This window comes from Pseudomonas sp. S2_C11, from assembly GCF_054668395.1.
In genome coordinates this window covers 4,020,069-4,043,978 of record NZ_CP162765.1, presented here as the reverse complement: position 1 = coordinate 4,043,978, position 23,910 = coordinate 4,020,069, and the positions used below count along the sequence as shown (strand labels likewise).

Annotated in this window: 19 protein-coding genes; 8 read left to right on the top strand and 11 right to left on the bottom strand. The window is 60.2% G+C overall.

What is annotated here, in order from left to right; all coding sequences use genetic code 11:
* Nucleotides 1-31: 31 nt before the first annotated feature.
* From AB4N48_RS18315 to AB4N48_RS18295, 5 genes are all read right to left on the bottom strand, one after another.
* The gene (locus tag AB4N48_RS18315; protein WP_003222380.1) at nt 32-733 is read right to left on the bottom strand and encodes an ABC transporter ATP-binding protein; all 702 of its coding nucleotides are present in this window, start codon (nt 731-733) and stop codon (nt 32-34) included.
* Nucleotides 734-1,501, bottom strand: coding sequence for a high-affinity branched-chain amino acid ABC transporter ATP-binding protein LivG (gene livG / locus AB4N48_RS18310; RefSeq protein ID WP_016771357.1), 768 nt, complete (start codon nt 1,499-1,501; stop codon nt 734-736).
* Nucleotides 1,498-2,754: a high-affinity branched-chain amino acid ABC transporter permease LivM gene (locus tag AB4N48_RS18305; RefSeq protein ID WP_016771356.1), complete on the bottom strand. Its 1,257-nt coding sequence runs from the start codon at nt 2,752-2,754 to the stop codon at nt 1,498-1,500. The genes livG and AB4N48_RS18305 overlap by 4 nt, the downstream gene beginning before the upstream one ends.
* Nucleotides 2,751-3,674, bottom strand: coding sequence for a high-affinity branched-chain amino acid ABC transporter permease LivH (gene livH, locus AB4N48_RS18300; RefSeq protein WP_016771355.1), 924 nt, complete (start codon nt 3,672-3,674; stop codon nt 2,751-2,753). The genes AB4N48_RS18305 and livH overlap by 4 nt, the downstream gene beginning before the upstream one ends.
* Before the next feature lie 229 nt (nt 3,675-3,903).
* On the bottom strand, nt 3,904-5,031 hold the full coding sequence (locus AB4N48_RS18295) for a branched-chain amino acid ABC transporter substrate-binding protein (protein ID WP_016771354.1): 1,128 nt from the start codon (nt 5,029-5,031) through the stop codon (nt 3,904-3,906).
* Between the two features lie 351 nt (nt 5,032-5,382).
* Here AB4N48_RS18295 and AB4N48_RS18290 point away from each other — a divergent pair, with 351 nt between their 5' ends.
* A complete protein-coding gene (locus tag AB4N48_RS18290; protein WP_016771353.1) occupies nt 5,383-5,688 on the top strand; it encodes a DUF2288 domain-containing protein in 306 nt (101 codons plus the stop codon).
* A gap of 282 nt (nt 5,689-5,970) precedes the next feature.
* Here AB4N48_RS18290 and AB4N48_RS18285 read toward each other — a convergent pair whose 3' ends face one another.
* Complete coding sequence (locus AB4N48_RS18285) at nt 5,971-8,169, bottom strand: hypothetical protein (RefSeq protein ID WP_150636431.1); 2,199 nt, start codon at nt 8,167-8,169, stop codon at nt 5,971-5,973.
* Nucleotides 8,170-8,365: 196 nt separating this feature from the next.
* On the opposite strand from AB4N48_RS18285, the gene AB4N48_RS18280 reads away from it, so the two are divergent.
* The gene (locus AB4N48_RS18280) at nt 8,366-9,262 is read left to right on the top strand and encodes an NAD(P)-dependent oxidoreductase (RefSeq protein ID WP_252887421.1); all 897 of its coding nucleotides are present in this window, start codon (nt 8,366-8,368) and stop codon (nt 9,260-9,262) included.
* On the opposite strand, the gene AB4N48_RS18275 is transcribed toward AB4N48_RS18280, so the two are convergent.
* Nucleotides 9,153-11,435, bottom strand: a complete 2,283-nt coding sequence (locus AB4N48_RS18275; protein WP_460094137.1) for a putative bifunctional diguanylate cyclase/phosphodiesterase — start codon at nt 11,433-11,435, stop codon at nt 9,153-9,155. The genes AB4N48_RS18280 and AB4N48_RS18275 overlap by 110 nt on opposite strands.
* 150 nt (nt 11,436-11,585) lie before the next feature.
* A complete protein-coding gene (locus tag AB4N48_RS18270) occupies nt 11,586-11,954 on the bottom strand; it encodes a YkgJ family cysteine cluster protein (RefSeq protein WP_252877612.1) in 369 nt (122 codons plus the stop codon).
* Nucleotides 11,955-12,255: 301 nt separating this feature from the next.
* Between AB4N48_RS18270 and AB4N48_RS18265 the strand changes: the two genes are divergently transcribed.
* Nucleotides 12,256-13,605: a spinster family MFS transporter gene (locus tag AB4N48_RS18265; protein ID WP_460094135.1), complete on the top strand. Its 1,350-nt coding sequence runs from the start codon at nt 12,256-12,258 to the stop codon at nt 13,603-13,605.
* 191 nt (nt 13,606-13,796) lie between these two features.
* Here the strand turns inward: AB4N48_RS18265 and rapA are convergent, their stop codons facing one another.
* Nucleotides 13,797-16,643 (bottom strand): RNA polymerase-associated protein RapA, encoded by a 2,847-nt coding sequence (rapA, locus tag AB4N48_RS18260; protein ID WP_041478023.1) that lies wholly within the window; start codon nt 16,641-16,643, stop codon nt 13,797-13,799.
* 252 nt (nt 16,644-16,895) lie between these two features.
* Here rapA and AB4N48_RS18255 point away from each other — a divergent pair, with 252 nt between their 5' ends.
* The 3 genes from AB4N48_RS18255 (at nt 16,896) to ccoM (ending at nt 17,756) form a co-directional block, all read left to right on the top strand.
* Nucleotides 16,896-17,237: a hypothetical protein gene (locus AB4N48_RS18255; protein WP_024011931.1), complete on the top strand. Its 342-nt coding sequence runs from the start codon at nt 16,896-16,898 to the stop codon at nt 17,235-17,237.
* 94 nt (nt 17,238-17,331) lie between these two features.
* Nucleotides 17,332-17,493, top strand: coding sequence for a hypothetical protein (locus AB4N48_RS18250; protein ID WP_016771347.1), 162 nt, complete (start codon nt 17,332-17,334; stop codon nt 17,491-17,493).
* Nucleotides 17,494-17,642: 149 nt separating this feature from the next.
* Entirely contained in the window at nt 17,643-17,756 is a 114-nt protein-coding gene (gene ccoM, locus AB4N48_RS18245) for a cytochrome c oxidase subunit CcoM (protein WP_016771346.1), read from the top strand.
* A gap of 984 nt (nt 17,757-18,740) precedes the next feature.
* Here ccoM and AB4N48_RS18240 read toward each other — a convergent pair.
* On the bottom strand, nt 18,741-20,216 hold the full coding sequence (locus AB4N48_RS18240; protein ID WP_016771345.1) for an inorganic phosphate transporter: 1,476 nt from the start codon (nt 20,214-20,216) through the stop codon (nt 18,741-18,743).
* A gap of 370 nt (nt 20,217-20,586) precedes the next feature.
* The gene (locus AB4N48_RS18235; RefSeq protein ID WP_008080067.1) at nt 20,587-20,787 is read right to left on the bottom strand and encodes a hypothetical protein; all 201 of its coding nucleotides are present in this window, start codon (nt 20,785-20,787) and stop codon (nt 20,587-20,589) included.
* A gap of 630 nt (nt 20,788-21,417) precedes the next feature.
* On the opposite strand from AB4N48_RS18235, the gene pcaR reads away from it, so the two are divergent.
* Nucleotides 21,418-22,260, top strand: a complete 843-nt coding sequence (gene pcaR / locus AB4N48_RS18230; protein WP_016771343.1) for a pca regulon transcriptional regulator PcaR — start codon at nt 21,418-21,420, stop codon at nt 22,258-22,260.
* A gap of 293 nt (nt 22,261-22,553) precedes the next feature.
* On the top strand, nt 22,554-23,900 hold the full coding sequence (locus tag AB4N48_RS18225; protein ID WP_041478919.1) for a 4-hydroxybenzoate transporter PcaK: 1,347 nt from the start codon (nt 22,554-22,556) through the stop codon (nt 23,898-23,900).
* The last annotated feature ends 10 nt before the right edge of the window (nt 23,901-23,910 follow it).

Genomic DNA, 23,910 nt, shown 5'->3' with positions numbered 1-23,910 from the left:
CGAAGGCCGTTTTTTTGTGCAGCGATAACACTCAACCGCCGAGGTACGCCTCGCGCACTTTCGGGTCGGTCAGCAGCGCTTCACCGGTGCCTTGCATGACCACGCGGCCGTTCTCCAGAACGTAGGCGCGGTCAGCGATTTTCAGCGCCTGGTTGGCGTTCTGCTCGACCAGGAACACCGTCACACCGTCCTTGCGCAGCTGTTCGATGATGTCGAAGATCTGCTGGATGATGATCGGCGCCAGACCCAGCGACGGCTCGTCGAGCAGCAGCAGCTTGGGCTTGCTCATCAGTGCACGGCCGATAGCGAGCATCTGCTGTTCGCCGCCGGACATGGTGCCGCCGCGCTGGTTGAAACGCTCTTTCAGGCGTGGGAAAAGTCCGAGGACCTTGTCCATCTGTTCCTGATAGTCGCCCTTGTCGGTGAAAAATCCGCCCATCGACAGGTTTTCTTCCACGGTCAGACGGGCAAACACCCGACGGCCTTCCGGGACCACGGCGATGCTCTTGCGCATGATCTGCGACGAGTCCTGGCCGACCAGTTCCTCACCCATGTAGCGGATGCTGCCGCTGTGCGCCTGCGGCGAACCGCAGAGTGTCATCAGCAGCGTGGATTTGCCGGCACCGTTGGCGCCGATCAGTGTCACGATCTCGCCCTGACGGACTTCGACGTTGACGCTGTGCAGGGCCTGAATCTTGCCGTAGAAGGTGGAAACGTTTTCGAACTGCAGCATTTACGCTTCCCCCAGGTAGGCTTTGATCACTTCAGGATTGTCGCGGATCTGTTCCGGCGTACCGTCGGCCAGCGGCGTGCCCTGATTGATCACGACGATGTGGTCGGAAATGCTCATGACCAGTTTCATGTCGTGTTCAATCAGCAGCACGGTGACGTTGTGCTCTTCGCGCAACACACCGATCAGCGCCTTGAGGTCTTCGGTTTCCTTCGGGTTCAGGCCGGCGGCCGGTTCGTCGAGCATGAGAATCCGCGGACGGGTCATCATGCAGCGGGCGATTTCCAGACGCCGTTGCTGGCCGTAGGCGAGGGTGCCGGCGGTGCGGTTGGCGAACTCTTTGAGGTTGACCTTTTCCAGCCAGTACTCGGCAAATTCCATCGCCTCGCGCTCGCTTTTGCGGAACGCCGGGGTCTTGAACAGGCCGGACAGGAAGTTGGTGTTCAAGTGACGGTGCTGGGCGATCAACAGGTTCTCGACCGCGGTCATGTCCTTGAACAAACGCACGTTCTGGAAGGTACGCACCACGCCTTTGAGGGCGATCTTGTGGCCCGGCAGGCCCTGGATCGGCTCGCCGTCGAGCAGGATGCTGCCGCCGGTAGGCTGATAGAAACCGGTCAGGCAGTTGAACACGGTGGTCTTGCCGGCGCCGTTCGGGCCGATCAGGGCAACCACCTGTTTTTCCTTGACGGTCAGCGCCACGCCGTTGACCGCCAGCAAACCGCCGAAGCGCATGCTCAGATTTTCGACTTTAAGGATCTCGCGGCTCATTTGCGCAACTCCATGTGTGGGCGTTGCATCGGCAGCAGACCTTGTGGACGCCAGATCATCATCAGCACCATCAGCGCACCGAACATCAACATGCGGTACTCGCTGAACTCACGCATCATTTCCGGCAACAGGATCATCACGATCGCCGCCAGAATCACACCCAATTGCGAGCCCATGCCACCCAATACGACGATGGCAAGGATGATCGCCGACTCGATGAAGGTGAACGACTCGGGCGTCACCAGGCCCTGACGTGCGGCGAAGAAGCTGCCGGCGAAACCGGCGAACGCAGCGCCCAGGGTGAAGGCGGAGAGCTTGATCACGGTCGGGTTCAGGCCCAGCGCGCGGCAGGCGATTTCGTCTTCACGCAGTGCTTCCCACGCACGGCCGATCGGCATGCGCAGCAGACGGTTGATCACGAACAGCGCGGCCAGTGCGAGCAACAGCGCAACCAGGTAAAGGAAGATCACCTTGTTGATCGAGTTGTATTGCAGGCCGAAATACTCGTGGAACGTCTGCAGGCCTTCGGCGGCTTTGCGCTCGAAGGTCAGGCCGAAGAACGTCGGTTTTTCGATGTTGCTGATGCCGTTCGGGCCACCGGTGATGTCGGTCAGGTTACGCAGGAACAGACGGATGATTTCGCCGAAACCCAAGGTCACGATCGCCAGATAGTCGCCGCGCAGACGCAACACCGGGAAGCCCAGCAGGAAGCCGAACGTCGCCGCCATCAGGCCGGCAATCGGCAGGCAGATCCAGAAGCTCAAACCGTAGTAATGCGACAGCAGCGCGTAGCTGTAGGCGCCGACGGCGTAGAAACCGACGTAACCCAGGTCAAGCAGACCGGCCAAACCGACGACGATGTTCAGGCCCAGGCCGAGCATCACGTAGATCAGGATCAGCGTTGCGATATCCACCGCGCCACGGGAGCCGAAGAACGGCCAGACCAGGGCGATCAGAATCAGCGCAATGATGAAATAGCGCTGGGTGGTTGGCAGGGTCAGGAAGTTGCTGGCCTTGGCCGGGATCAACGGCATGCCCGGCGAGGAGCGCCAGGCCTTGCTGATCTGCTGGTTGAACAGCACGCGCAGGAACATCAGCACCGAGCAGATCGCGATGGTCGCAAGTACCGCAGGGCTGGTGTTGTGCACTTCCAGATTGATGCCGACGATGGTCAGTTTCAGACCCAGTACCGGGTAGGCCACCGCCCACACCAGCAAGGCACTGAACAGTGCCTGTTTAAGATTCCTAGTCATACTTTCTCAACCTCCGGACGGCCCAGAATGCCGGTCGGACGGAACAACAGCACCAGAACCAGCAGGCCGAACGCAACGACGTCCTTGTACTGGTCACCGAAGATATCGGCACCGAACGCTTCCGCTACACCGAGCACCAAGCCGCCGAGCATTGCCCCGGGGATGCTGCCGATGCCGCCCAGTACCGCAGCGGTGAAGGCCTTGAGGCCGACGAGGAAACCGGCGTTGGGGTTGATCACGCCGTATTGCATGCTCAGCAGCACCGCAGCGACCGCCGCCAGCGCAGCACCGATGACGAAGGTCAGGGCGATGATGTTGTTGGTGTTGATGCCGAGCAGGTTGGCCATCTTGATGTCCTCGGCACAGGCGCGGCAGGCGCGGCCCAGGCGGGAACGGGAGATGAACAGGGTCAGGCCGAGCATGGCGATCAGGGTCACCACGAACACCACGATCTGCATGTAGGAAATCAGCACTTCTTGTGCGCCACCCGGACCGAAGGCGAAGTTGCCCGGGATCAGGTTGGGGATAGCTTTGTCCTTGGAATCTTGCGCCAGCAGAACGGTGTTCTGCAGGAAGATCGACATACCGATGGCAGAAATCAGCGGGATCAGACGGTTGCTGCCGCGCAGGGGACGGTAGGCGATCCGTTCGATGCTGTAACCGTAGGAACTGGTGACGACGATGCTGGCGATGAACGCCGCAGTCATCAACAGCGGGACACTGTCGAGTCCCATCATGGTCAGCCCGGCGATGGCGATGAAGGCCACGTAGGAACCGATCATGTACACCTCGCCGTGGGCGAAGTTGATCATTCCAATGATGCCGTAGACCATCGTGTAGCCGATGGCGATCAGGGCATACATGCTGCCAACGTTGAGGCCGTTAACCAGCTGTTGGAAGAAGTGATAGAGGTCAGGCATTACAGCGCTCCTAAAAACCTGTACGCATTTCACTGGTGGAGTCATTTTCCCGCCCGGCCCCGTGGATCTCTATCCACTTCGAATCCGGGTTTTGCCAGCGAACCGCTGATGACGGTTTTGAGATTTTCAGGTGGGCAGACTGGCGGATCACGCCAGCGCGGCCCATACATTCGCAAAACAAAGCCCACGGCACGCCGTGGGCTTTATTGGCAGTCAGTCGGGCAAGGCCTTACTGAGGCGAAACTTCGGTTTTAGGTTTGCCGTTGTGCCACTCGTACACGACAAATTTGAAGTCCTTCAGGTCGCCTTTGTCGTCGAAGCTCAGGTCGCCGGTCGGGGTCTTGAACGAACCGGCGTGGATGGCTTCAGCCACTTTGGTAGCGTCTTCGGACTTGGCCGCCTTGATGCCTTCGGCAATCACGGTCACTGCCGAGTAGGACGGGAACACGAACGGACCGCTCGGATCTTCCTTCTTGGCCTTGAACGCGTCAGCCAGGGCAACGTTGGCCGGATCCTGGTCGAAGGATTTCGGCAGGGTCACCAGCAGGCCTTCGGACGCATCCTTGGCGATCTGGGTGATCGAGTCGTTACCCACGCCTTCCGGACCCATGAAGCGGGCTTTCAGGCCTTTTTCCTGAGCCTGACGCAGGATCAGACCCAGCTCCGGGTGGTAGCCGCCGTAGTAGACGAAGTCGACGCCGGCTTGCTTGAGCTTGGCGATGATGGCGGAGAAGTCTTTGTCGCCGGCGTTGACGCCTTCGAAGACGGCAACCTTGGTGCCTTTCTTCTCGAGGGTCGATTTGACGGCGGTGGCGATGCCTTCACCGTACTGCTGTTTGTCGTGCAGCACGCCAACCACTTTCGGTTTCACGTGATCGGCGATGTAGTTGCCGGCGGCAGGGCCTTGGGCGCTGTCGAGACCGATGGTGCGGAAGATCATTTTGTAGCCACGGGCGGTGATGTCCGGGCTGGTGGCAGCCGGGGTGATCATGATCACGCCTTCGTCTTCGTAGATGTCCGAAGCGGGCTGAGTGGAGCTGGAGCACAGGTGACCGACCACAAACTTGACGCCGTCGTTGACGACCTTGTTCGCTACCGCTACCGCTTGTTTCGGATCGCAGGCATCGTCGTATTCAACGGCTTCGAGTTTCTTGCCGTCGACGCCGCCCTTGGCGTTGATCTGCTCGATGGCCATCTTCGCGCCACTGAACTGCATGTCGCCGTACTGGGCTACTGGACCGGTTTTAGGACCGGCGATACCGATTTTGATGGTGTCAGCTGCGAACGAATGGCTGGCAACCCCGGCCAGAACCATAGCGGCAAACAGTTTGGAAATCTGCTTAGTAGCCTTAGTCATAGTGCTCCACTCTTACTGTTGTATTTTTTAGAGTTCTGGCGCCGTAGCAGCAGAACCGGGTCAGATATCTTTGCGATACCCTCCGGAAAATGCCCCGGCAACTGTACCGGTACAGTGTAGAGCGCCGCTTGATCAACTGGGAAGCGGGCGCCACGGGGCAAAACTTGGAGGTGTCGCATTTTTGAATGAAAGAGACAGAATTGCGGCGGAGCAATCGGGGGCATATATCCCAAAAGGCAGCATTCCCTGGCGTTCCTGCTCTTTTCGTTCGGTGCAGCGATTTGCAACCGGGTTTTTCTGACGGACCACCGACGTTATCATTCGCGTCGATTTCTTTTCCGGACAGCTCCCATGAATCAAGAACCTAGCACCCTCTATGCCAAGCTGCTTGGTGAAACGGCATCTATTACCTGGAAAGAGCTGGAGCCGTTCTTCGCCAAGGGTGCCCTATTGTGGGTCGACCCTGACCTGGATTTGATCGCCGCCGCTGAGGCCGTGGCCTCGGATGAAGGCGAGAAAGTCGCGGCCTGGCTGGCCGACGACAAGGTCGCCAAGCTGTCTGAAACGCGGGCGCTGGATATTTTCGAACGTGATCCGCAGCTGTGGGCCGTGGTGGTTTCGCCGTGGATTCTGATCCAGGAAAGGGCGGCCGTTTAATTGCCTGCACTCTTTTGGTGCCTCGATTGCCGCGCCGCAAGTGTGTAGCGGAGTAGCGTGATGGCACCTTGCCGTGGAGAATCGCCACGCCTCACGGTGACGTAAACGTAACGGGAACAGTTTATTGAGCGGCCTGAGGGTTGCTTAATTGTTTCTGGATGTTCGTAAGCTGAATTTGTCGGTGAGGTTGAGGGCGCCTTCGCGAGCAGGCTCGCTCCCACACCGGAATGCACTTTCCTGTGGGAGCGAGCCTGCTCGCGAATGGAGCGACTCGCTGCTGGATCAGACCGAGAACGTCTTCCCGGTATGGTTATTCAGCGAAATGACCTTGGTTTTGCCAATCCGGTGGCGGTAGATCTCGCGCAGGTACTTGATCGACTTCTTCACGCAATCACGCGACAGGCGGATGTCATTGATCGAGACGAACTTGTCTTTATCGTTGATCAGCTCGCGATACTTTTTCTCGTACATCGGTTTGATCGCGTACCAGTTGGTATCGAGGATCTTCGCCGGGTTTTCGAATTCGTTGAGCAGGTCGTCGATCCGCTCCTCGTCGAAGTCTTCCTGAATGATGAAGTCGAGAATCGAGTTATCCAGCGTCTCGTCGAAACGGTACGGATTCTTCGCGAAGCAGCGCTTGATGAACGCCACGATCAGCGTGAGGAAGTCGTCCGACAGGCACGGGCTCTTGGCGATCAGGGTGGTCAGCGACAGGTTGGCCGAAGCGCCGATCACCAGCGCATAGCGCTTGAGCGTGGTGTTGGGGAACAGGCTGTTGAGGTGGGTCTTCAACCGGTTCAGATCCATGTACGACAGTTTGTAGTCTTTCGGCAGCGAGACGATCGAGACCACCGACGAGCAATTCTTGAAGAAGTGCAAATCGTGCAGCGCGGCGGCGTCGTAGCCGGAATTCTTGTACTGCTCAAGCGAAGCGCGATAACGCTTGGATTCGATCGGCAGCAGGCTGATGCCTTCGATGGCCTGAGTGACCTTGTTGAAGTGCGGCAGGTCGATCGAACGGAAGAACAGGTCGTCGATGTTCAGGCGCTGCGGCTCTTTATCGAAGACCTTGAACTTGTCGCTGCTCGGCGGCGGAGTTTCCGGGACTACCGATTCGGCGTAGGCAATCGCCACTGGCCCGGCCAGACTCATGAACAGGTCGTTGGCGTCCAGGCGGATGGTTTCGCCGATGTCGATGCCGGCGCGGCGGAAGTAGTTCTGGTCGTAGTCGGTGGTGACTGCCTGCGCCGTCAGAATGTTGAAGATCTGTTGCGAGATGTACTGGTTGGCGTGCTTCTCCATGGCATTGACATCAATGTTCTGGATGTTGCCGTCATCGCTTTCTTCGGCGTAACGCATGATGTCGTTGGAGATCAGCATCATCGCGTTCCACGGGCGGATACGCCCCATCACGCTGGCTTCGCTGCTGTCTTCGTTGGCGAAGTTGTAGGAGAAATCCCATTCCTCCGACAGGTATTTGCACAGCAGGCGCCCGGCGTTGATGTGCAGCGCCTCGGACATTTCGCTGCGGTGGTCGGAAATGTTCGGCAGCACGCAGATGCCGCTGGTGAAGATCGGCTCAAAGACAAACGAATGACCGCTCTTGCCGTCATGCTCGTCCATCGGCTTGGTGTCGAAGGTCTTGTTCATGTACGAGTGCTGCTGCGCCAGACCGAACTCCGAGGCCATGCCCGAACCGGTACCGCCGCCGGCACTGAAGATCGAGAAATACAGGCGCGACTGGTTGGCCTTGATTCCGCAGCTGTCGATCAGGTACGAGTGGATCATTTTCCAGTCGGGGCTGGAGAAGCGCTGGGTATCCTTGTTGAGGATGATCTTCGCCAGATACTGGCCGAGGATCGGCGCGTTACCGGCGCCACCGGCGTGGACTTCGGACAAGTCCATGATCTTCATTTTGCTGTAGTCGCGCAGGAAGCCGCTTTTCTCGCCCTTGCGCGAGAAACGGATGCGCCCGGCGATGTCCTTGTCGAGGTCGCCAAGCATCACCAGCGGTTCGACCAGAAACACCGGTTTGGTCGATTTGCTGGTGCCGATGCGCAGATTGTTCTTGATCCACTGCGCTGGGCTGTAGCCCTTGTCGGCCAGGCGTCGGTCGCTCGGGCGGTCTTCGTTGTTGAATTCGTTGAGGTAGAACTTGCGCGCGTTGTACACCAGCTCCGCCACGTCGAGGGCGATGTTGGAGCCGCAGCGACCGAGGCCGATCAGGCACACCGAGGGAAATTCCTGGTCGTTGTGCTGCTCGTTGTCGCCTTCCTGATGCGCCGGGCGCGGGAACACCGAATCGCGCAGGCCGTCGAGGTTATCGAGGATGCGGTCAGTGTTGGTTTCGGTGAAGTACAGGTATTGCTGGGTCGACAGCGGACGCGAAGGCGGCGTCGGCCTGGATGATGACGCGCTGTTCGCGGCGGGGCTCAGGGTCAGATCGGCTGTTGCACTGGCGGGGTTGTTTTTAGAGGTCATGGTGCGCCATTTACCTGGACTGGGTTGGCCCGCCGAACAGTGCCGGCGAACCTCACGGAATAAGATCTCGCGTCTTGTGTGCGCGAATACGGCCCGGGCGTCGTAGTGCTGGCTGGTCTGATCGCCGGGCGGAATCCTTTCCTGATCGTTGATGAATCGGCCATGATTCGGTGATCTTTAATCGAAAAGAGGCGAAATGATGTCAACGCTACCTTCGTTGGGGTTTGCCGGAATCGGCCTGATGGGCCTGCCGATGTGCCGGCGTCTGCTGGCGGCGGGTTACCCGCTGGCGGTGTGGAACCGCAACCCGGACAAGTGCGCACCGCTGGTTGCGGCCGGCGCCCGCCAGGTATCGAGCCCCGCCGAACTGTGCGCACACGCCGACATCGTTATGCTGTGCCTGGCCGATACCGCCGTGGTGCGTGAAGTGGTGTTTGGCACTGGCGGTGTTGCCGAAGGTGCGAAAAACGGCCAGCTATTGGTGGATTTCTCCAGTCTTGAACCGACCGCGACTCGCGAGATGGCCGCAGCGCTGGCCGAGAAAACCGCCATGGGCTGGCTCGATTCACCAGTGTCCGGCGGCGTGGTGGGCGCCGAGGCCGGCAGTCTGGCGATCATGGTTGGTGGTGCAGCGGCAGATCTTGAGCGCGTACGCCCGGTGCTGCTCAGCCTCGGTCAGCGCGTCACGCACATGGGCGGCGTTGGCGCCGGCCAGGTGACCAAGGCCTGCAACCAGATGATCGTCGCGTGCAATGCGCTGGTGATTGCCGAAGTGGTGGCGTTGGCCGAACAGGCCGGGGTCGATGCCAGTCTGATCGCCGAGGCGCTGGCCGGTGGCTTTGCTGATTCCAAGCCCTTGCAGATACTTGCCCCGCAAATGGCCGAGAGCCGTTTCGAACCGGTCAAGTGGCACGTGCGCACGCTGCTCAAGGATCTCGACACAGCAGTGAAATTTTCCCGCGAGCAGGGCTCGGCGACGCCAATCAGCGGATTGGCCGCACAGTTGATGCGCCTGCATGGGGCGCAAGGCTTTTTAGCGAAGGATCCAGCGACGCTGGTGCAAATGTATCGCGCGCCAGACTCAACGGATTGACCCCGAGCACGGGTTTGCGCTGGTTGATTTCATCGAGCACCGCGCGCAATTCGTCCAGCGGCACCGGGCGGCTGAGCAGATAACCCTGAATGAAGTCGCAGCCCGAACGTTCGAGAAACTCATATTGCTCCAGGCTCTCGACGCCCTCGGTGACCACCTGCAGATGCAGGGTGTGGGCCATGACGATGATCGCCTGCACGATCTCCATGTCCGCCGTGGCGGTGGGAATGTCGAGGATGAACGAGCGGTCGATTTTCAGGGTGTTCAGCGGCAGGCGCTTGAGGTAGGCCAGCGACGAATAGCCGGTGCCGAAATCATCGATCGACAGCGACACACCGAGGGCGCGGATTTGCCGCAGCAGCACCAGAGTGTCGGCGATATTGCCCATCAAGGCGTTTTCGGTGACCTCCAGTTCCAGGCGTTCCGGGGCAACGCCCGCCGTGTGCAAGGCGTGCTCAATCTCCTCGGCCAGCTCTTCGCGCGCCAGATTCAGCGGCGAGCAGTTCCAGGCGATTTTCAATTCGGCACAACCATGCCGCGACAGCTCGCCAAGATCCTTGCAGGCGCGGCGCAGCACCCAATTGTCCAGTTCGGCGATCAAACCGTTGTTCTCGGCGATACCTATGAAGCGATCCGGTGTGAGCAAACCGTGAACCGGATGCTGCCAGCGAATCAGCGCCTCGAGCTTGGTCACGCGTCCGGTTTTCACTTCGAAGATCGGCTGGTAGTAGAGCATCAGCGCGTTGTCTTGCCGTAGCGCACTGCGCAGTTCTTCTTCCAGTTGCAGCTCGAAACTGGCGCGGGTCTTCAGGCTGGAATTGAAGAAGTGCAGACCGTTGCGCCCGGCGCCTTTGGATTGGTACAGGGCCAGGTCGGCGTGTTTGAGCAGCTCTTCGCAGGTAGTGCCGTCTTCGGGAAACAGGCTGATGCCGATGCTGGTGGTCATCACCATGCGCCGGCCGGCCAGTTCGATCGGCTCTTTCATCTTGTGCATGATGCGCTGCGCCATACCGCGCGCCTCTTCGCGGTCGCGCAGGCTGATGAGGATGCAAAACTCGTCGCCGCCGAACCGCGCGACCACGTCTTCGTGGCTGCGCACCGAGCTTTTGATGTGCTGGGCGATGACTTTGAGCAGCGCGTCACCGGCATCATGGCCGAGGCTATCGTTGATGCGCTTGAAGTGGTCGATGTCGAGAAACATCACCGCGAGCATGCCGCCCTCGCTGGCTTTCTGGTTGAGTTTTTCGGCGAACATCTGGTTGAAACCACGGCGGTTGATCAGATTGGTCAGCGCGTCGTAATTGGCCGCTTGCTGCAGGGACATGCGCGCCTGATCGAGCTGGCTGAGAAGGGCGTTGACCCGGCGCAGGTCGTTTTCCTTGTTCTGCAGCTTCTTGTCGGCGAGGGCGGCGCTGATCGCACTGCCGAGAATCAACAGGATGATCAGCGCCACGGTCAGGCCAAGTTGCAAATGCCCGGTGTCACTGCCGCTCGCTGCCAGGGCACCTTCGGGAAGCACCAGATCCAGCGCAGCCATGCCGGTGAAGTGCATGCTGATGATGCCGGCGCCAAGAATCAGCGCCGCGCTGTACTTGAGCAATTGATGCGCGACGCCGCTGCCTTCGCTGAGATAGCGCGCCACCCACAGCGCGGTGAAACTGGCGCCGATGGCAATCAGCACCGACAGCGCGAACAGCCCTGGCTGATAGTAGGCGGTGGCGCTCGACTTCATCGCGGCCATGCCGACGTAATGCATGCCAGCGATGCCCAAACCGATGACACATGCGGTCTTCAGGCAATGCAGCGCGCTCGGCTGCACCTCACTGAGAGTGTGCATGGCCAGCCACGAGGCGAGCAGAGCGATCAGTAACGACAAGAGGGTGATGCCGAGGTCGTACTGAATATCGATGGGGGTCTGGAAGGCCAGCATGCCGATGAAGTGCATGGCCCAGATGCCGCCGGCCAGGCAGGTCGCGCCGATCCAGCGCCAGATGCGCCGCGACCCCGGATCTTCGGCATGTACCAGGCGCTCTGCCATGTCCAGGGTGGCGAAACTCGCCGCGCAGGCGACCAGATAGGCCACCATCACCAACAAAGGGTTGTGGCTGCAATCGAGGAGAATCTGCCCGCTCGCCGGCAGCTCGGCAACAAACTGCAAACCAAGCCACTCCATAGCATGCCCCGTCTCGGATTCATCTGGCCCGTGCGTCAATCAACGCAGGCGAATGGATGGAGTATAGAGGCGGTTTTCACGCTGCAAGGCGTAGTGGCACATTGGTGGTAATGATTTTGCCATTAGCCTCATAGCGATTTGCGCTAAGGCTCAGGCAATGCGCTCCAGCGGCAGATTATTCCAGTGTGGCGGCAAGGGCGGCAGGCCGTGGGCAGCGCGGGCCTTGTCGCAGTCCGGGTTGTGTTCGCCGTTCTCCCACGACGCCTCGAACTCGCGGCAGGTACTCGAGCGCTTGTCATAGATCGTGCAGGCCACGGCACTGCCGACCTCACCCGCCAGGGACATGCAACGCGCCGGTTTGCGATCGGTGCCGATCATTGCCACCCGGCTCGGGGTGATCTGCGCGACCAGTTCATCGGGCACCGTCCCGCCAGAGGATGAGCACTCACCCCAGAAAAAAGACACACGAAAATGGGAACAGCAGGCACCGCAATTCAGACACGGACTGGCTTCGGACATGGGCGGGGGTATCAAAGGGATTGATCGGAAGATCCGGACGGATCCGGCGGCCATTCTAGACTTTGACATGGCGTTGGGAAGGGGGGCGCGAAACTATTTTTTTGTCGCCGGATTTTGCCGCGAAAGCCCCGTATGGCGGGGGATTCCAGACTTATCAAGGGCTTACGTTTCGTTACAGTGCGATGGGTCGATATCAGGCTGACGAATGATGACAGACAGCCCCCGTGCGGCTGACTAGATTGCAGGTTCCGGGCTCGACGCGCTGGCAGTGAAGCCCTCATAACAATAAAGAGACGGACCCATGCAGAACTCGACCCAAGCGGCGAATGCCTGGCGCATTCTGTTCCTGCTGTTCCTCGCCAACCTGTTCAATTTCTTCGACCGCACCATCCCGGCGATCATCATCGAACCGATCCGCATGGAATGGCACCTCAGCGACTTTCAGCTGGGCATCATCGGCACCGCGTTCACCATCGTTTACGCCATTGCCGGCCTGCCACTCGGGCGCATGGCCGATACCGGTTCACGCAGCAAACTGATGGGCTGGGGCCTGGCCACCTGGAGTGCGCTGACTGCGGTCAACGGTATGGTCGGCAGTTTCTGGAGCTTTTTGATCGTGCGCATGGGTATCGGCATCGGCGAAGCCAGTTATGCACCAGCGGCCAACTCGCTGATCGGCGATCTGTTTCCGGCGCACCGTCGGGCGCGGGCGATGGGTATTTTCATGCTTGGCCTGCCGCTGGGGCTGCTGCTGGCGTTCTTCACCATCGGCGCGATGGTCAAGGCCTTCGACAGCTGGCGCGCGCCGTTCTTCATCGCCGCCGTGCCGGGGCTGATCCTCGCGGTGTTCATGTTCTTCATCAAAGAGCCGAAACGCGGCGCGGCTGAAACCGTGCAGGTCTCGCAAGAGAAAGTCGACAGGCCTATCCGCCGCGTTCTCGCTGTGCCGACCTTCCTGTGGCTGGTGATGGCCGGGCTGTGCTTCAACTTCGCGACCTATGCCTGCAACTCGTTTCTGGTGCCGATGCTGCAACGCTATTTCCTCATGCCGTTGCAGGAGGCAGCGGTGGCCACGGGCGTGATCGTCGGCGTCACCGGACTGGTCGGGCTGACCCTTGGCGGCTGGATCGCCGACAAGATCCATCAGCGTTTCGCCAGTGGGCGGCTGTTGTTCGCCGCGTTCAGTCTGATCATTTCGACGTTGTGCACAGCCTGGGCGCTGCATGCCGGGCGCATTGAGATCGGCGTGTTCGTCGCGGTGTTCAGCGTTGGCTGGCTGTTCGCTTACAACTTCTATACCTGCGTGTACACGGCGATTCAGGACGTCGTCGAACCTCGCCTGCGGGCGACGGCGATGGCGTTGTTCTTCGCCGGTCTGTATCTGCTCGGCGGCGGGTTGGGGCCGGTGGTCGTGGGTGGGCTGTCGGATCACTTCGCGCACACGGCGATGCTGGCGGCAGGGGCTGAGCAGATGACCGAAGCGTTCAAGGCTGTCGGCCTGCACGACGCGATGTACCTGATCCCGGTGGCGCTGTTCCTGACCATGGTCTTTCTGTTCCTGGCATCGCGGTGTTTTGTTCGCGATGCACAGCGGATGAAGGAGGGGTTGGTGGCGGTGATTGAGCCTGAAATTTCTGCGGCGACTGCCTGACCGTTTTCGCGAGCAGGCTCGCTCCCACATGATCGTTCCCACGCTCTGCGTGGGAATGCCTCAAGGGACGCTCTGCGTTCAAGCTTTGGTAGGGACGCGGAGCGTCCCGGGCTGCATTCCCACGCAGAGCGTGGGAACGATCGGCCCGCATCACTGCGGGCCTCTTGGTTTTCAGCGGTGGAGCGGGGCGGTTAGCCCGCCACCAGCACCCGAATCGCTTCCAGGCGCAACGCCGCTTTGTCGAGCATCGCCAGACCCTGCTCACGCTGAGTGCGCAACGCCTCCAGTTCGCTGTCGCGCACGGTCGGGTTGACCGCTTGCAACGCGGTCAGGCGCGCCAGTTCTTCGTCGGTGTCGGCGGCCAGACGGCGGCGCGCTTCGGCCACGCGCTCGGCGTGACGCGGGGCGATCTTTTCTTCGCCGGCGTTGATCCGTGGCGTCAACTGATCGCGCTGAGCCTGGATGAACTTGTTGGCGCTGGCGCGGGGCACGCTTTCCAGCTGATCGTTGAGGGTTTCGAACGACACCCGTGGCGACAAGTCGTTGCCATTGGCATCGAGCAGGCAACGCAGCGCCGCCGGTGGCAGGTAGCGACCCAGTTGCAGCGAGCGCGGTGCGACCACTTCGCTGACGTAGAGCAATTCCAGCAACACGGTGCCTGGTTTCAGCGCCTTGTTCTTGATCAGCGCGACGGCGGTGTTGCCCATCGAACCGGACAGCACCAGATCCATGCCGCCCTGCACCATCGGGTGTTCCCAGGTGATGAACTGCATGTCTTCGCGCGACAGCGCCTGGTTGCGGTCGTAAGTGATGGTCACGCCTTCGTCGTCGCCCAGCGGGAAACTGGCGTCGAGCATCTTCTCGCTCGGCTTGAGGATCAGGGCGTTTTCCGAATGGTCTTCGCTGTCGATGCCGAACGCGTCGAACAGGGTTTCCATGTAGATCGGCAGGGCGAACTGATCGTCCTGCTCGAGAATCGCCTCGACCAGCGCTTCACCTTCGCCAGCGCCGCCGGAATTCAGTTCCAGCAGACGGTCGCGACCGGTGTGCAGCTCGGCTTCGAGACGCTCACGCTCGGCGCGTGCTTCGTCGATCAGCGCTTGCCATTCGCCGTCATCGGCTTCTTCAAGCAGCGGCAGCAGGCGTGGGCCGAACTGATGCTGCAAGGCGTTGCCGGTCGGGCAGGTGTTGAGGAAGGCGTTGAGCGCTTCGTGGTACCACTGGAACAGGCGCTCTTGCGGGCTGGTTTCCAGGTACGGCACGTGCAGTTCGATGATGTGTTTCTGGCCGATCCGGTCGAGACGGCCGATGCGCTGCTCGAGCAGGTCCGGGTGCGACGGCAGATCGAACAGCACCAGATGGTGAGCGAACTGGAAGTTGCGACCTTCACTGCCGATTTCCGAGCAGATCAGCACTTGCGCGCCGAACTCTTCATCAGCGAAGTAGGCGGCGGCGCGGTCACGCTCAAGGATGTTCATGCCTTCGTGGAACACCGTGGCCGGGATGCCGGAACGCACGCGCAACGCGTCTTCCAGGTCCATCGCGGTTTCGGCGTGGGCGCAGATCACCAGCACCTTGGTGCGCTTGAGCATTTTCAGCTGATCGATCAGCCACTCCACGCGCGGGTCGAATTTCCACCAGCGCTCTTCTTCACTGGCTTCCGGCTGGGCCTGGAAGCTGACTTCCGGGTACAGCTCGGCATGTTCGCCCAGCGGCAGTTCGAGGTATTCGTCCGGGCACGGCAACGGGTACGGATGCAGTTTGCGCTCCGGGAAACCCTGCACGGCCGCGCGGGTATTACGGAACAGCACGCGACCGGTGCCGTGGCGATCGAGCAGCTCACGGACGAGGCGGGCGCTGGCTTCAGTGTCGCCATCGTTGACGGCGGTGAGCAGGGCTTCACCTTCGTTGCCGAGGAAACCGTGAATGGTCTTGTGCGCTTCGGCCGAGAGACGGCCCTTGTCGAGCAGTTCCTGCACGGCTTCGGCGACCGGGCGATAGTTGTCGCTCTCGGCGCGGAACGCGGCCAGGTCGTGGAAACGATTCGGGTCGAGCAGGCGCAGACGGGCGAAGTGGCTGTCCTGACCGAGTTGTTCCGGGGTGGCGGTGAGCAGCAGCACGCCGGGAATCACTTCGGCCAGTTGCTCGACCAGCGAATATTCCGCGCTGGCCTTGTCTTCATGCCAGACCAGGTGATGCGCTTCGTCCACCACCATCAGGTCCCAACCGGCAGCGAACAAGGCGTCCTGCGCCTTCTCGTCGTCGACCAGCCACTCCAGCGCGACCAGCGCCAGTTGCGTGTCTTCGAACGGGTTGGTGGCATCGCTTTCGATAAAGCGTTCTTCGTCGAACAGCGCGACCTGCAGATTGAAACGGCGGCGCATCTCCACCAGCCACTGATGCTGGAGGTTTTCCGGGACCAGAATCAGCACGCGATTGGCGCGGCCCGAGAGCAGTTGGCGATGGATCACCAGACCGGCCTCGATGGTTTTACCCAGACCTACTTCGTCCGCCAGCAATACGCGCGGGGCGATACGGTCGGCGACTTCGCGGGCGATGTGCAGCTGGTGCGCGATCGGTTGCGCACGCACGCCACCCAGGCCCCACAGCGAGGACTGCAACTGGCGGCTGGTGTGTTCAAGGGTGTTGTAGCGCAGGGAGAACCACGGCAGCGGGTCGATCTGCCCGGCGAACAGACGGTCGCTGGCCAGACGGAACTGAATGAAGTTCGACAGCTGGGTTTCCGGCAGGGTGACGACTTCGTTCTGCCCGTTGAGGCCGTGATAGACCATCAGCCCGTCGACGTCGTCGACCTGCTGCACGGTCATCTTCCAGCCTTCGAAATGGGTGATGGAGTCGCCCGGCGAAAACCGCACGCGGGTCAGGGGCGCATTCCGTAGCGCGTACTGGCGGGTTTCGCCAGTGGCCGGGTAAAGCACGGTCAGCAAGCGGCCGTCCTGTGCCAGAACGGTGCCTAAACCAAGCTCTGCTTCGCTGTCACTGATCCAGCGTTGCCCCGGTTGATACTGCTGCGCCATGCTGCCTGACTCCCACCTTGAAAAAGCGGGCTATCTTAACGGAATGAGGGCTTCAGGGCCAAAGATTACTGGCGTAGGAGCTGCCGAAGGCTGCGATCTTTTGATCTGTGGGAACACTTGGGTTTTGCGTTGTCCCATGAAAGATCGCAGCCTGCGGCAGCTCCTTCGGGTGCGAGGTGCATCACACAATTACGACAGGCGGCTCAAGGCGCCTGCACCCCAGCCGATAGCCTGCAGACAGGAGACCTTTATATGTTGCCACCGATGCTCCCCTTGAGCGCCGTGCCGATCACTTCCCAGCAGGATCCGATCCGACAGCGGCCGGACATCCCGCCGGTGGTGCCGGTGCAGGAAAGCTCCAACGAAAGCACGATCGATCTGCAGAAGCGTGATCCGGAAGAGGATCGTCTGCTGGCGCGAGAAGAACAGCGCCGCCAACAGGAACGTGACCGCCGACGTCGCGAGGCCGATGAGGATCCGGAAGAGCATCTGGCCGTGCCGGGCACTGAGCTCAATGCCGATAACACCGTGCCGGTGGTGCCGCTGATAGACGATCAGCCGCGTCAGGGCTTGTGGGTCGATATCGAGATTTGAACAGTGACTGGTCAGCGCCTGCGCCAGGCGGCATGATTGGCGCAATCCTGTCGGTGACGGCAGCTGTGATCTCTTCTGCGATGTGCCGGACGCCATGAGCCAAGACGACAAACTGATCGACCTCAGCACTGAACGCGCCAAGCGAGTGCATGACCTCAACGAAAAGCGCCTGAACGAAGTGCGCCAGGCTTTCGAGCAGGCGATGCCGTTGGGAAAAGCCAAGAAAAAGTCGAAGAACAAACCGAAAAAGCGTTGATCTCCCGCTGCATTGGTTGATGCAGATCAGTTATTTCCCCTCCTTTATTTCCCTTCGTTGCGGATATTGATCCTGATCAATATGTGCGCCTGTGTGTTTGTTAATTTGAGTCCATCGCAGCAAAGCAAAGCAGGGCCGGGAGGTCAGTCATGTTTTTCGATAACGTGGTGTTTGCCGGGGTTCTCACGGTGGGGCTCATGGTGCTGTTTTTTGCAGGGTTTGGATTTTTTATCTGGAAGGATGCGCATAAGCGGCGCAAGTGAGTTCTTCTGGATTGATGGGCACGCAAGGCATTTTGGGGCGACTTCGGTTGCCCCTTTTTTTTGTGCCTTGGCGGCCTTGGCGGCCTTTGGGCCGACCAGGCTGTTGGGGGGTTGGGTGAATATCCGTTGCTTCGGTAGCGGCTGCTGGCGGTTTCGCCTGACGGCGACTTACTTTTTTACAAGCGCCTAAAAAAGTAAGCAAAAAACGCTAGCTCCTGCGTTCGGCCCTCGCAGGCTCGGGTCCCTTCGCTCCGGGACTGATCCGGGCGCAGCGGCTCCGGTTTGCTTCGCTGCACCTCCTTCCGCTGTGTCTGGCTGCGCCAGACGGTCGCTGCGCTCCCACCCCCGGATCAATCCCTCCACTCAGCCTTCCGACGTCGCCCGTAGATCAAAAGCACTCGAGCTTGCGCTCATTGTTGAGTGGTTAGAAGCGTCGCATGGCTTGAGATTTTCGGTGGATTCGCCCCTCACCCCTGCCCTCTCCCGAGGGAGAGGGAGCCGATTTTTGCGGTGTTCAAAACCTGCATTCGACTCGGTATCGCAAGTCGGCGTGTTTCGCCCAAACACCTCGGTCAGTCCCCTCTCCCTCTGGGAGAGGGCTAGGGTGAGGGGCTCTTGATCTGGCTTTGGCTTTTGCTTTTGATCTTTTGCCCCTTCGGCAGGCTTCGTTACGGGATCGATCCGGGGGTGGGAGCGTAGCGACCGTACGACGCAGTCGTACACAGCGAGTGTAGGTGCAGCGAAGCCAACCGGAGCCGCTGCGCCCGGATCGGTCCCGTAACGAAGGTACCCCGAGCTCCAGCGAGCGGGCCGTACGCCGGGGCAAAGCCTTTTGGGTTACCTTTTTGGCGTCTGAAAAAGGTGACTCGCTGTAAGAGCGAAACCGCCAGCGGCAGCACCCGCAGCAACGGATATGCCCCCAATCCAAAAAACAAAAAAGGCGCGATTCCAAAGAATCGCGCCTCCTTCAAAAGCAGCTAACGATCAACTACCCAAAGCCTTCGAAGCCAACCAGAACAACCCGGCCGACAGCGCCACGGTCGCTGGCAAGGTCAACACCCAAGCCAGCAGAATAGTCTTGACCGTGCCACCCTGCAGGCCGCTCTTGTTGGCAACCATGGTCCCGGCCACACCCGAAGACAACACATGAGTGGTCGACACCGGCAGGCTGAAAATGTTGGCCATGCCGATCAGGCTGGCGGTGGTGATCTGCGCCGACATGCCCTGGGAATAGGTCATGCCCTGCTTGCCGATCTTCTCGCCAATGGTCAGCACTACGCGCTTCCAGCCGACCATGGTGCCCAGGCCCAGGGCCAGGGCGACCGCCAGGATCACCCAGAACGGGGCGTATTCAGTGGTGGTGGTCAGGTCTTTGCGCAGCTTGTCGAGGTCAGCCTTTTCACGGGCTTCCAGGCCTGGCAGCTTGCCGACTTTCTTGGCCGTGTCGTCCAGGCAGAGCAGGTAGCGACGCACTTCGATGCGGCTGTCCGACGACAGCGAATGGTAGTCCGCTACACCTTTGAGGGTATGCAGCAGGGCGGTGATGGTCGGTTCGGTCTGCTGCGGGTTGCAGCGGAACTTCTCCGGCAGGTCGCCTTCCACGCTCTTGCCCAGGGCCAGGAACTCACCCAGCGAATCGGCGTTGCGCTGGTAGAACTGGCTCAGGTGCAGGGTCGCGTCGCGGGTGCGTTCGATCTGGTAGGTGGTGCTGTTCAGATCGAGTACGAACTGCGCCGGGACGATACCGATCAGCACCAGCATGATCAGGCCGATGCCTTTCTGGCCGTCGTTGGAACCGTGCACGAAGCTCACGGCCATGGCCGAGATCACCAGGACCAGACGGTTCCAGAACGGCGGGTGCTTTTTGTCGTCGATCTTGCGGCGCTGTTCCGGCGTCTTGTGCATCTTCGACAGCGGGCGCCACCATTTCAGGCCGATCAGCACCAGCGCGGCGATGAGAAAGCCGGCCATCGGCGAGAACACCAGCGAGGCGCCGATGTCGATCGCTTTCTGCCAGTTCACGCCATCTCTCAACGGAATGTCGTTGATCAGCGCGTTGGCCAGACCGACGCCGAGGATCGAGCCGATCAGGGTGTGCGAGCTGGAAGCCGGGATACCGAAGTACCAGGTGCCCAAATTCCAGGCGATTGCCGCGGCGAGCAACGAGAACACCATCGCCAGGCCATGGCCGGTGTTCACATTGATCAGCAGTTCAACCGGCAGCAGGTGGACGATGGCATAAGCCACGCCAACGCCGCCCAGCAGCACGCCGAGGAAATTGAACACACCGGAAAAGAACACCGCCAGGTGTGGCGGCATGGCTTTGGTGTAGATAACAGTGGCTACCGCGTTAGCGGTGTCATGAAATCCATTGATGAACTCGAAGGCGAGGACAAACGTCAGGGCGAGCAAGAGGCTCACAAGCACCCAAGCATCCAGTCCGCTGAATAAATCGATCATGAAGGTTTTCTGACCCGGTCGTAAGGGGGCGCGATTATGCCAGAAAAGACAGGAAATCGATGCCCCGTCTGCTCACTGGTCACACCCTTCTTCGATTTAATTTGTTGCAGGGCGTGAAAACCAAGCAGCACGCAGGGTTTTTCAACTACTTGATTTTATTGAATAAACTATATTTTCGAGCCGTTTTTTCAGACATCGCAAAGGCTCAAACGCTTGTCTGAAATATCTCTGAAACCTGTGGGACGCTCGTTCATAAGCCCCAGAACAGCGATGCAGCCGCTGCCCGCAGGTAGCGGGCGCGCGAGGTGTCGTCTTCCACCGCGCTGTGGCTCAGGCGGACGCCGACTTTCGAATGCTCAACCGCCGTGGCTCATGGCTCTTCGGCTTTGAGTTCCTTTTCGATCTTTTCGATTTCCTGCTTGAACACCTGATCCTGAACAGTAGGGCGCTTGCGCCATGCCTTGCGTTCCGGTTCCGGCTGAGCGGCGTAGGTGGTGACTTCCCCGCCGTAAACTTCCTTGTAACGTTGTTCCTGGCGCTCTAGTTCCGCGCGCAGTTCGTCTTTCGTCACGGTGCTACCTGTATGAGTTGAATTGAATATCCGGTGAACACACTGCAACGAGTCAATTGAGCGAACCCGCCAGTCATCCACAGCCCGATCAGGCCGGGTGGCATTGGAGAGGCGATCAAGACTTCCGTGTTACAGGCGGCTACGGCACCAGATAAAAACTGACGCAGCATCAGTTTCCTGTTTCAGCGAGCGCTGGCGTTGCATGTGTGATGGGCGCCGGGCGCTGGCCGGAGCTGAGACGAAGGACCTCATTTCAGCAAGTCGCGGGCTTTTGATTAAAGCGCCGCGACTAGGGTGCATTATAGCGGCCGATTCGGGAATGACTATCTTTGCCAAGTTAAAAACGGTTCTGAATGTGTGAGGGTTTTGTTACCGGCAACTTTTGCCGCTAGTTAAGTGTAAAGACCGCGTTATAGAACAGGCGTTCTGTTTTTGGCGCCATTAACTGGAACAACTAAGTTGCGAGCAGAATCGCTAAAGCTGCCTCAAGGAAGAAGAGGAGGGCGGGGGGCTGGATTGCGATTATCGGTCGGCGGTTCGATAATCGCCCAATGTTGGCGGCGCGATGCTTGTGCATCGCGCGGCGAGCCGTTTGACTAGGCATCGATGCGTGCCGGACAAGGACAAAAAATGAACGATCAAATGCGCAACTCCTTTACGTCGGTGGCGCCGCCCATCGTCGCCTCGCCGGCCAAGCGCATTCAGGCGCTGACCGGTGATCCGGATTTCATGACGTCCCTGGCCCGTGGTCTGGCGGTGGTGCAGGCGTTTCAGGAACGTAAACGCCACCTGACCATCGCGCAGATCAGTCATCGCACGGAAATTCCCCGCGCCGCCGTGCGCCGTTGCCTGCACACGCTGATCAAACTCGGCTACGCCACCACCGACGGGCGCACCTATTCGCTGCTGCCGAAAGTGCTGACCCTCGGCCACGCCTATCTGTCCTCAACCCCGCTGGCCGTTTCCGCACAGCCGTATCTCGACCGTATGAGCGAGCAATTGCACGAAGCCTGCAACATGGCGACGCTGGAGGGCGATGACATTCTCTATATCGCGCGTTCGGCGACCACTCAGCGATTGATCTCGGTCGACCTTTCCGTCGGTGGGCGGTTGCCGGCGTATTGCACGTCGATGGGGCGGATTCTGCTAGCGGCACTGGATGACACCTCCCTGGGCGAATACCTCGACCACGCCGAACTGGTGGCCAAGACCAGCCGCACCATTCATACCCCGGACGCGTTGCTCGAATGTTTGCAGCAGGTGCGTCAGCAGGGCTGGTGCATTGTCGATCAGGAACTGGAACAGGGCCTGCGCTCGATCGCCGTTCCGGTGTACGACGCCTCCGGGCAAGTGGTCGCCGCGCTGAATGTCAGCACCCACGCCGGGCGAGTCAGCCGCGCCGAGTTGGAGCAGCGCTTCTTGCCCGGCCTGCTCAGCGCCAGTCGCGACCTCAGTGCGCAGTTGTTCGCCTGAGGAAGCTGTTCGATAAACGCACAGTGTTGCGTTTATCGAATTGACGCTAAAACCCTCGGATCATTAATGTCGCGGCAGCGTCATCCGGCGCTGATGTGAATGAGCTCGCCGGACTGTCGACCCCATAATAATGACAAGAGGCAACTCACCATGCGCTCGCTCCCCGACTGTCCGTATCCCACCCGTTGTTGCCGGATTCACCGCAACGCCTGATAACAACCTTCTATTCTTGTGACCGTGCCTTCCTTTGGCCGGCCGCCGTTCGACTGCGTTTTTTGCGTGGAATAAAAATAATGAACCAGCCTCAGTCCGCTGTGGGTAACTGCCTCGATGTGCAGACCTTTATCAACGCCCAACCGATCTCGCGCTACCAGTGGCGAGTGGTGATCCTGTGTTTCCTGATCGTATTTCTCGACGGCCTCGACACCGCCGCCATGGGCTTCATCGCCCCGGCGCTGTCGCAAGACTGGGGCATCGACCGCGCCAGCCTCGGCCCGGTGATGAGTGCTGCGCTGATCGGCATGGTCTTCGGCGCCCTCGGCTCCGGCCCTTTGGCTGACCGCTTCGGGCGAAAAGTCGTACTCGTCGGTGCGGTGATTCTGTTCGGCGGCTTCAGCCTGGCCTCGGCTTACAGCACCAACGTCGAACAACTGCTGGTGTTGCGCTTTTTGACCGGCCTCGGTCTCGGTGCGGGAATGCCCAACGCCACGACGCTGCTCTCGGAATACACCCCGGAGCGCAAGAAGTCGCTGCTGGTGACCAGCATGTTCTGCGGCTTCAACCTCGGCATGGCCGGCGGCGGTTTCATCTCGGCAAAACTGATCCCGGCGTTCGGCTGGCACGCGCTGTTGATGATCGGCGGGATCCTGCCGCTGATCCTCGCCGTGGTATTGGTGTTCTGGCTGCCGGAGTCGGCGCGCTACCTGGTGGTACGCAACCGCGGCACCGACAAAGTTCGCAAGACCTTGGCACCGATCGATCCAATTACCGTCGCCCAGGCTGCGAGCTTCAGCGTGCCGGAACAGAAAACCGTCAAGGCGCGCAATGTCTTCGCGGTGATCTTCTCCGGCACTTACAGCACCGGCACGCTGCTGTTGTGGCTGACCTATTTCATGGGCCTGGTGATCGTCTACCTGCTGACCAGTTGGCTGCCGACGCTGATGCGCGACAGCGGCGCGAGCATGGAACAGGCCGCGTTCATCGGTGCGTTGTTCCAGTTTGGCGGCGTGTTGAGCGCGGTCGGGGTGGGCTGGGCGATGGACCGCTTCAATCCGCACAAGGTCATCGGCATTTTCTACCTGCTGGCCGGGGTGTTTGCCTACGCGGTAGGGCAAAGCCTGGGCAACATCACCTTGCTGGCGACGCTGGTGCTGGTGGCAGGCATGTGCGTCAACGGCGCGCAATCGGCGATGCCGTCATTGGCAGCACGCTTCTACCCGACGCAAGGCCGCGCGACCGGGGTGTCGTGGATGCTCGGCATCGGCCGCTTCGGCGCGATTCTTGGCGCGTGGATGGGCGCAACCTTGCTCGGCCTGGGCTGGAATTTCGAGCAAGTGCTGACCGCTCTGGTGATCCCGGCCGGTTTGGCGACGGCGGCGGTGTTGATCAAGGGCATGGTCAGTCATGCGGATGCCACCTGAGGCAGACCCA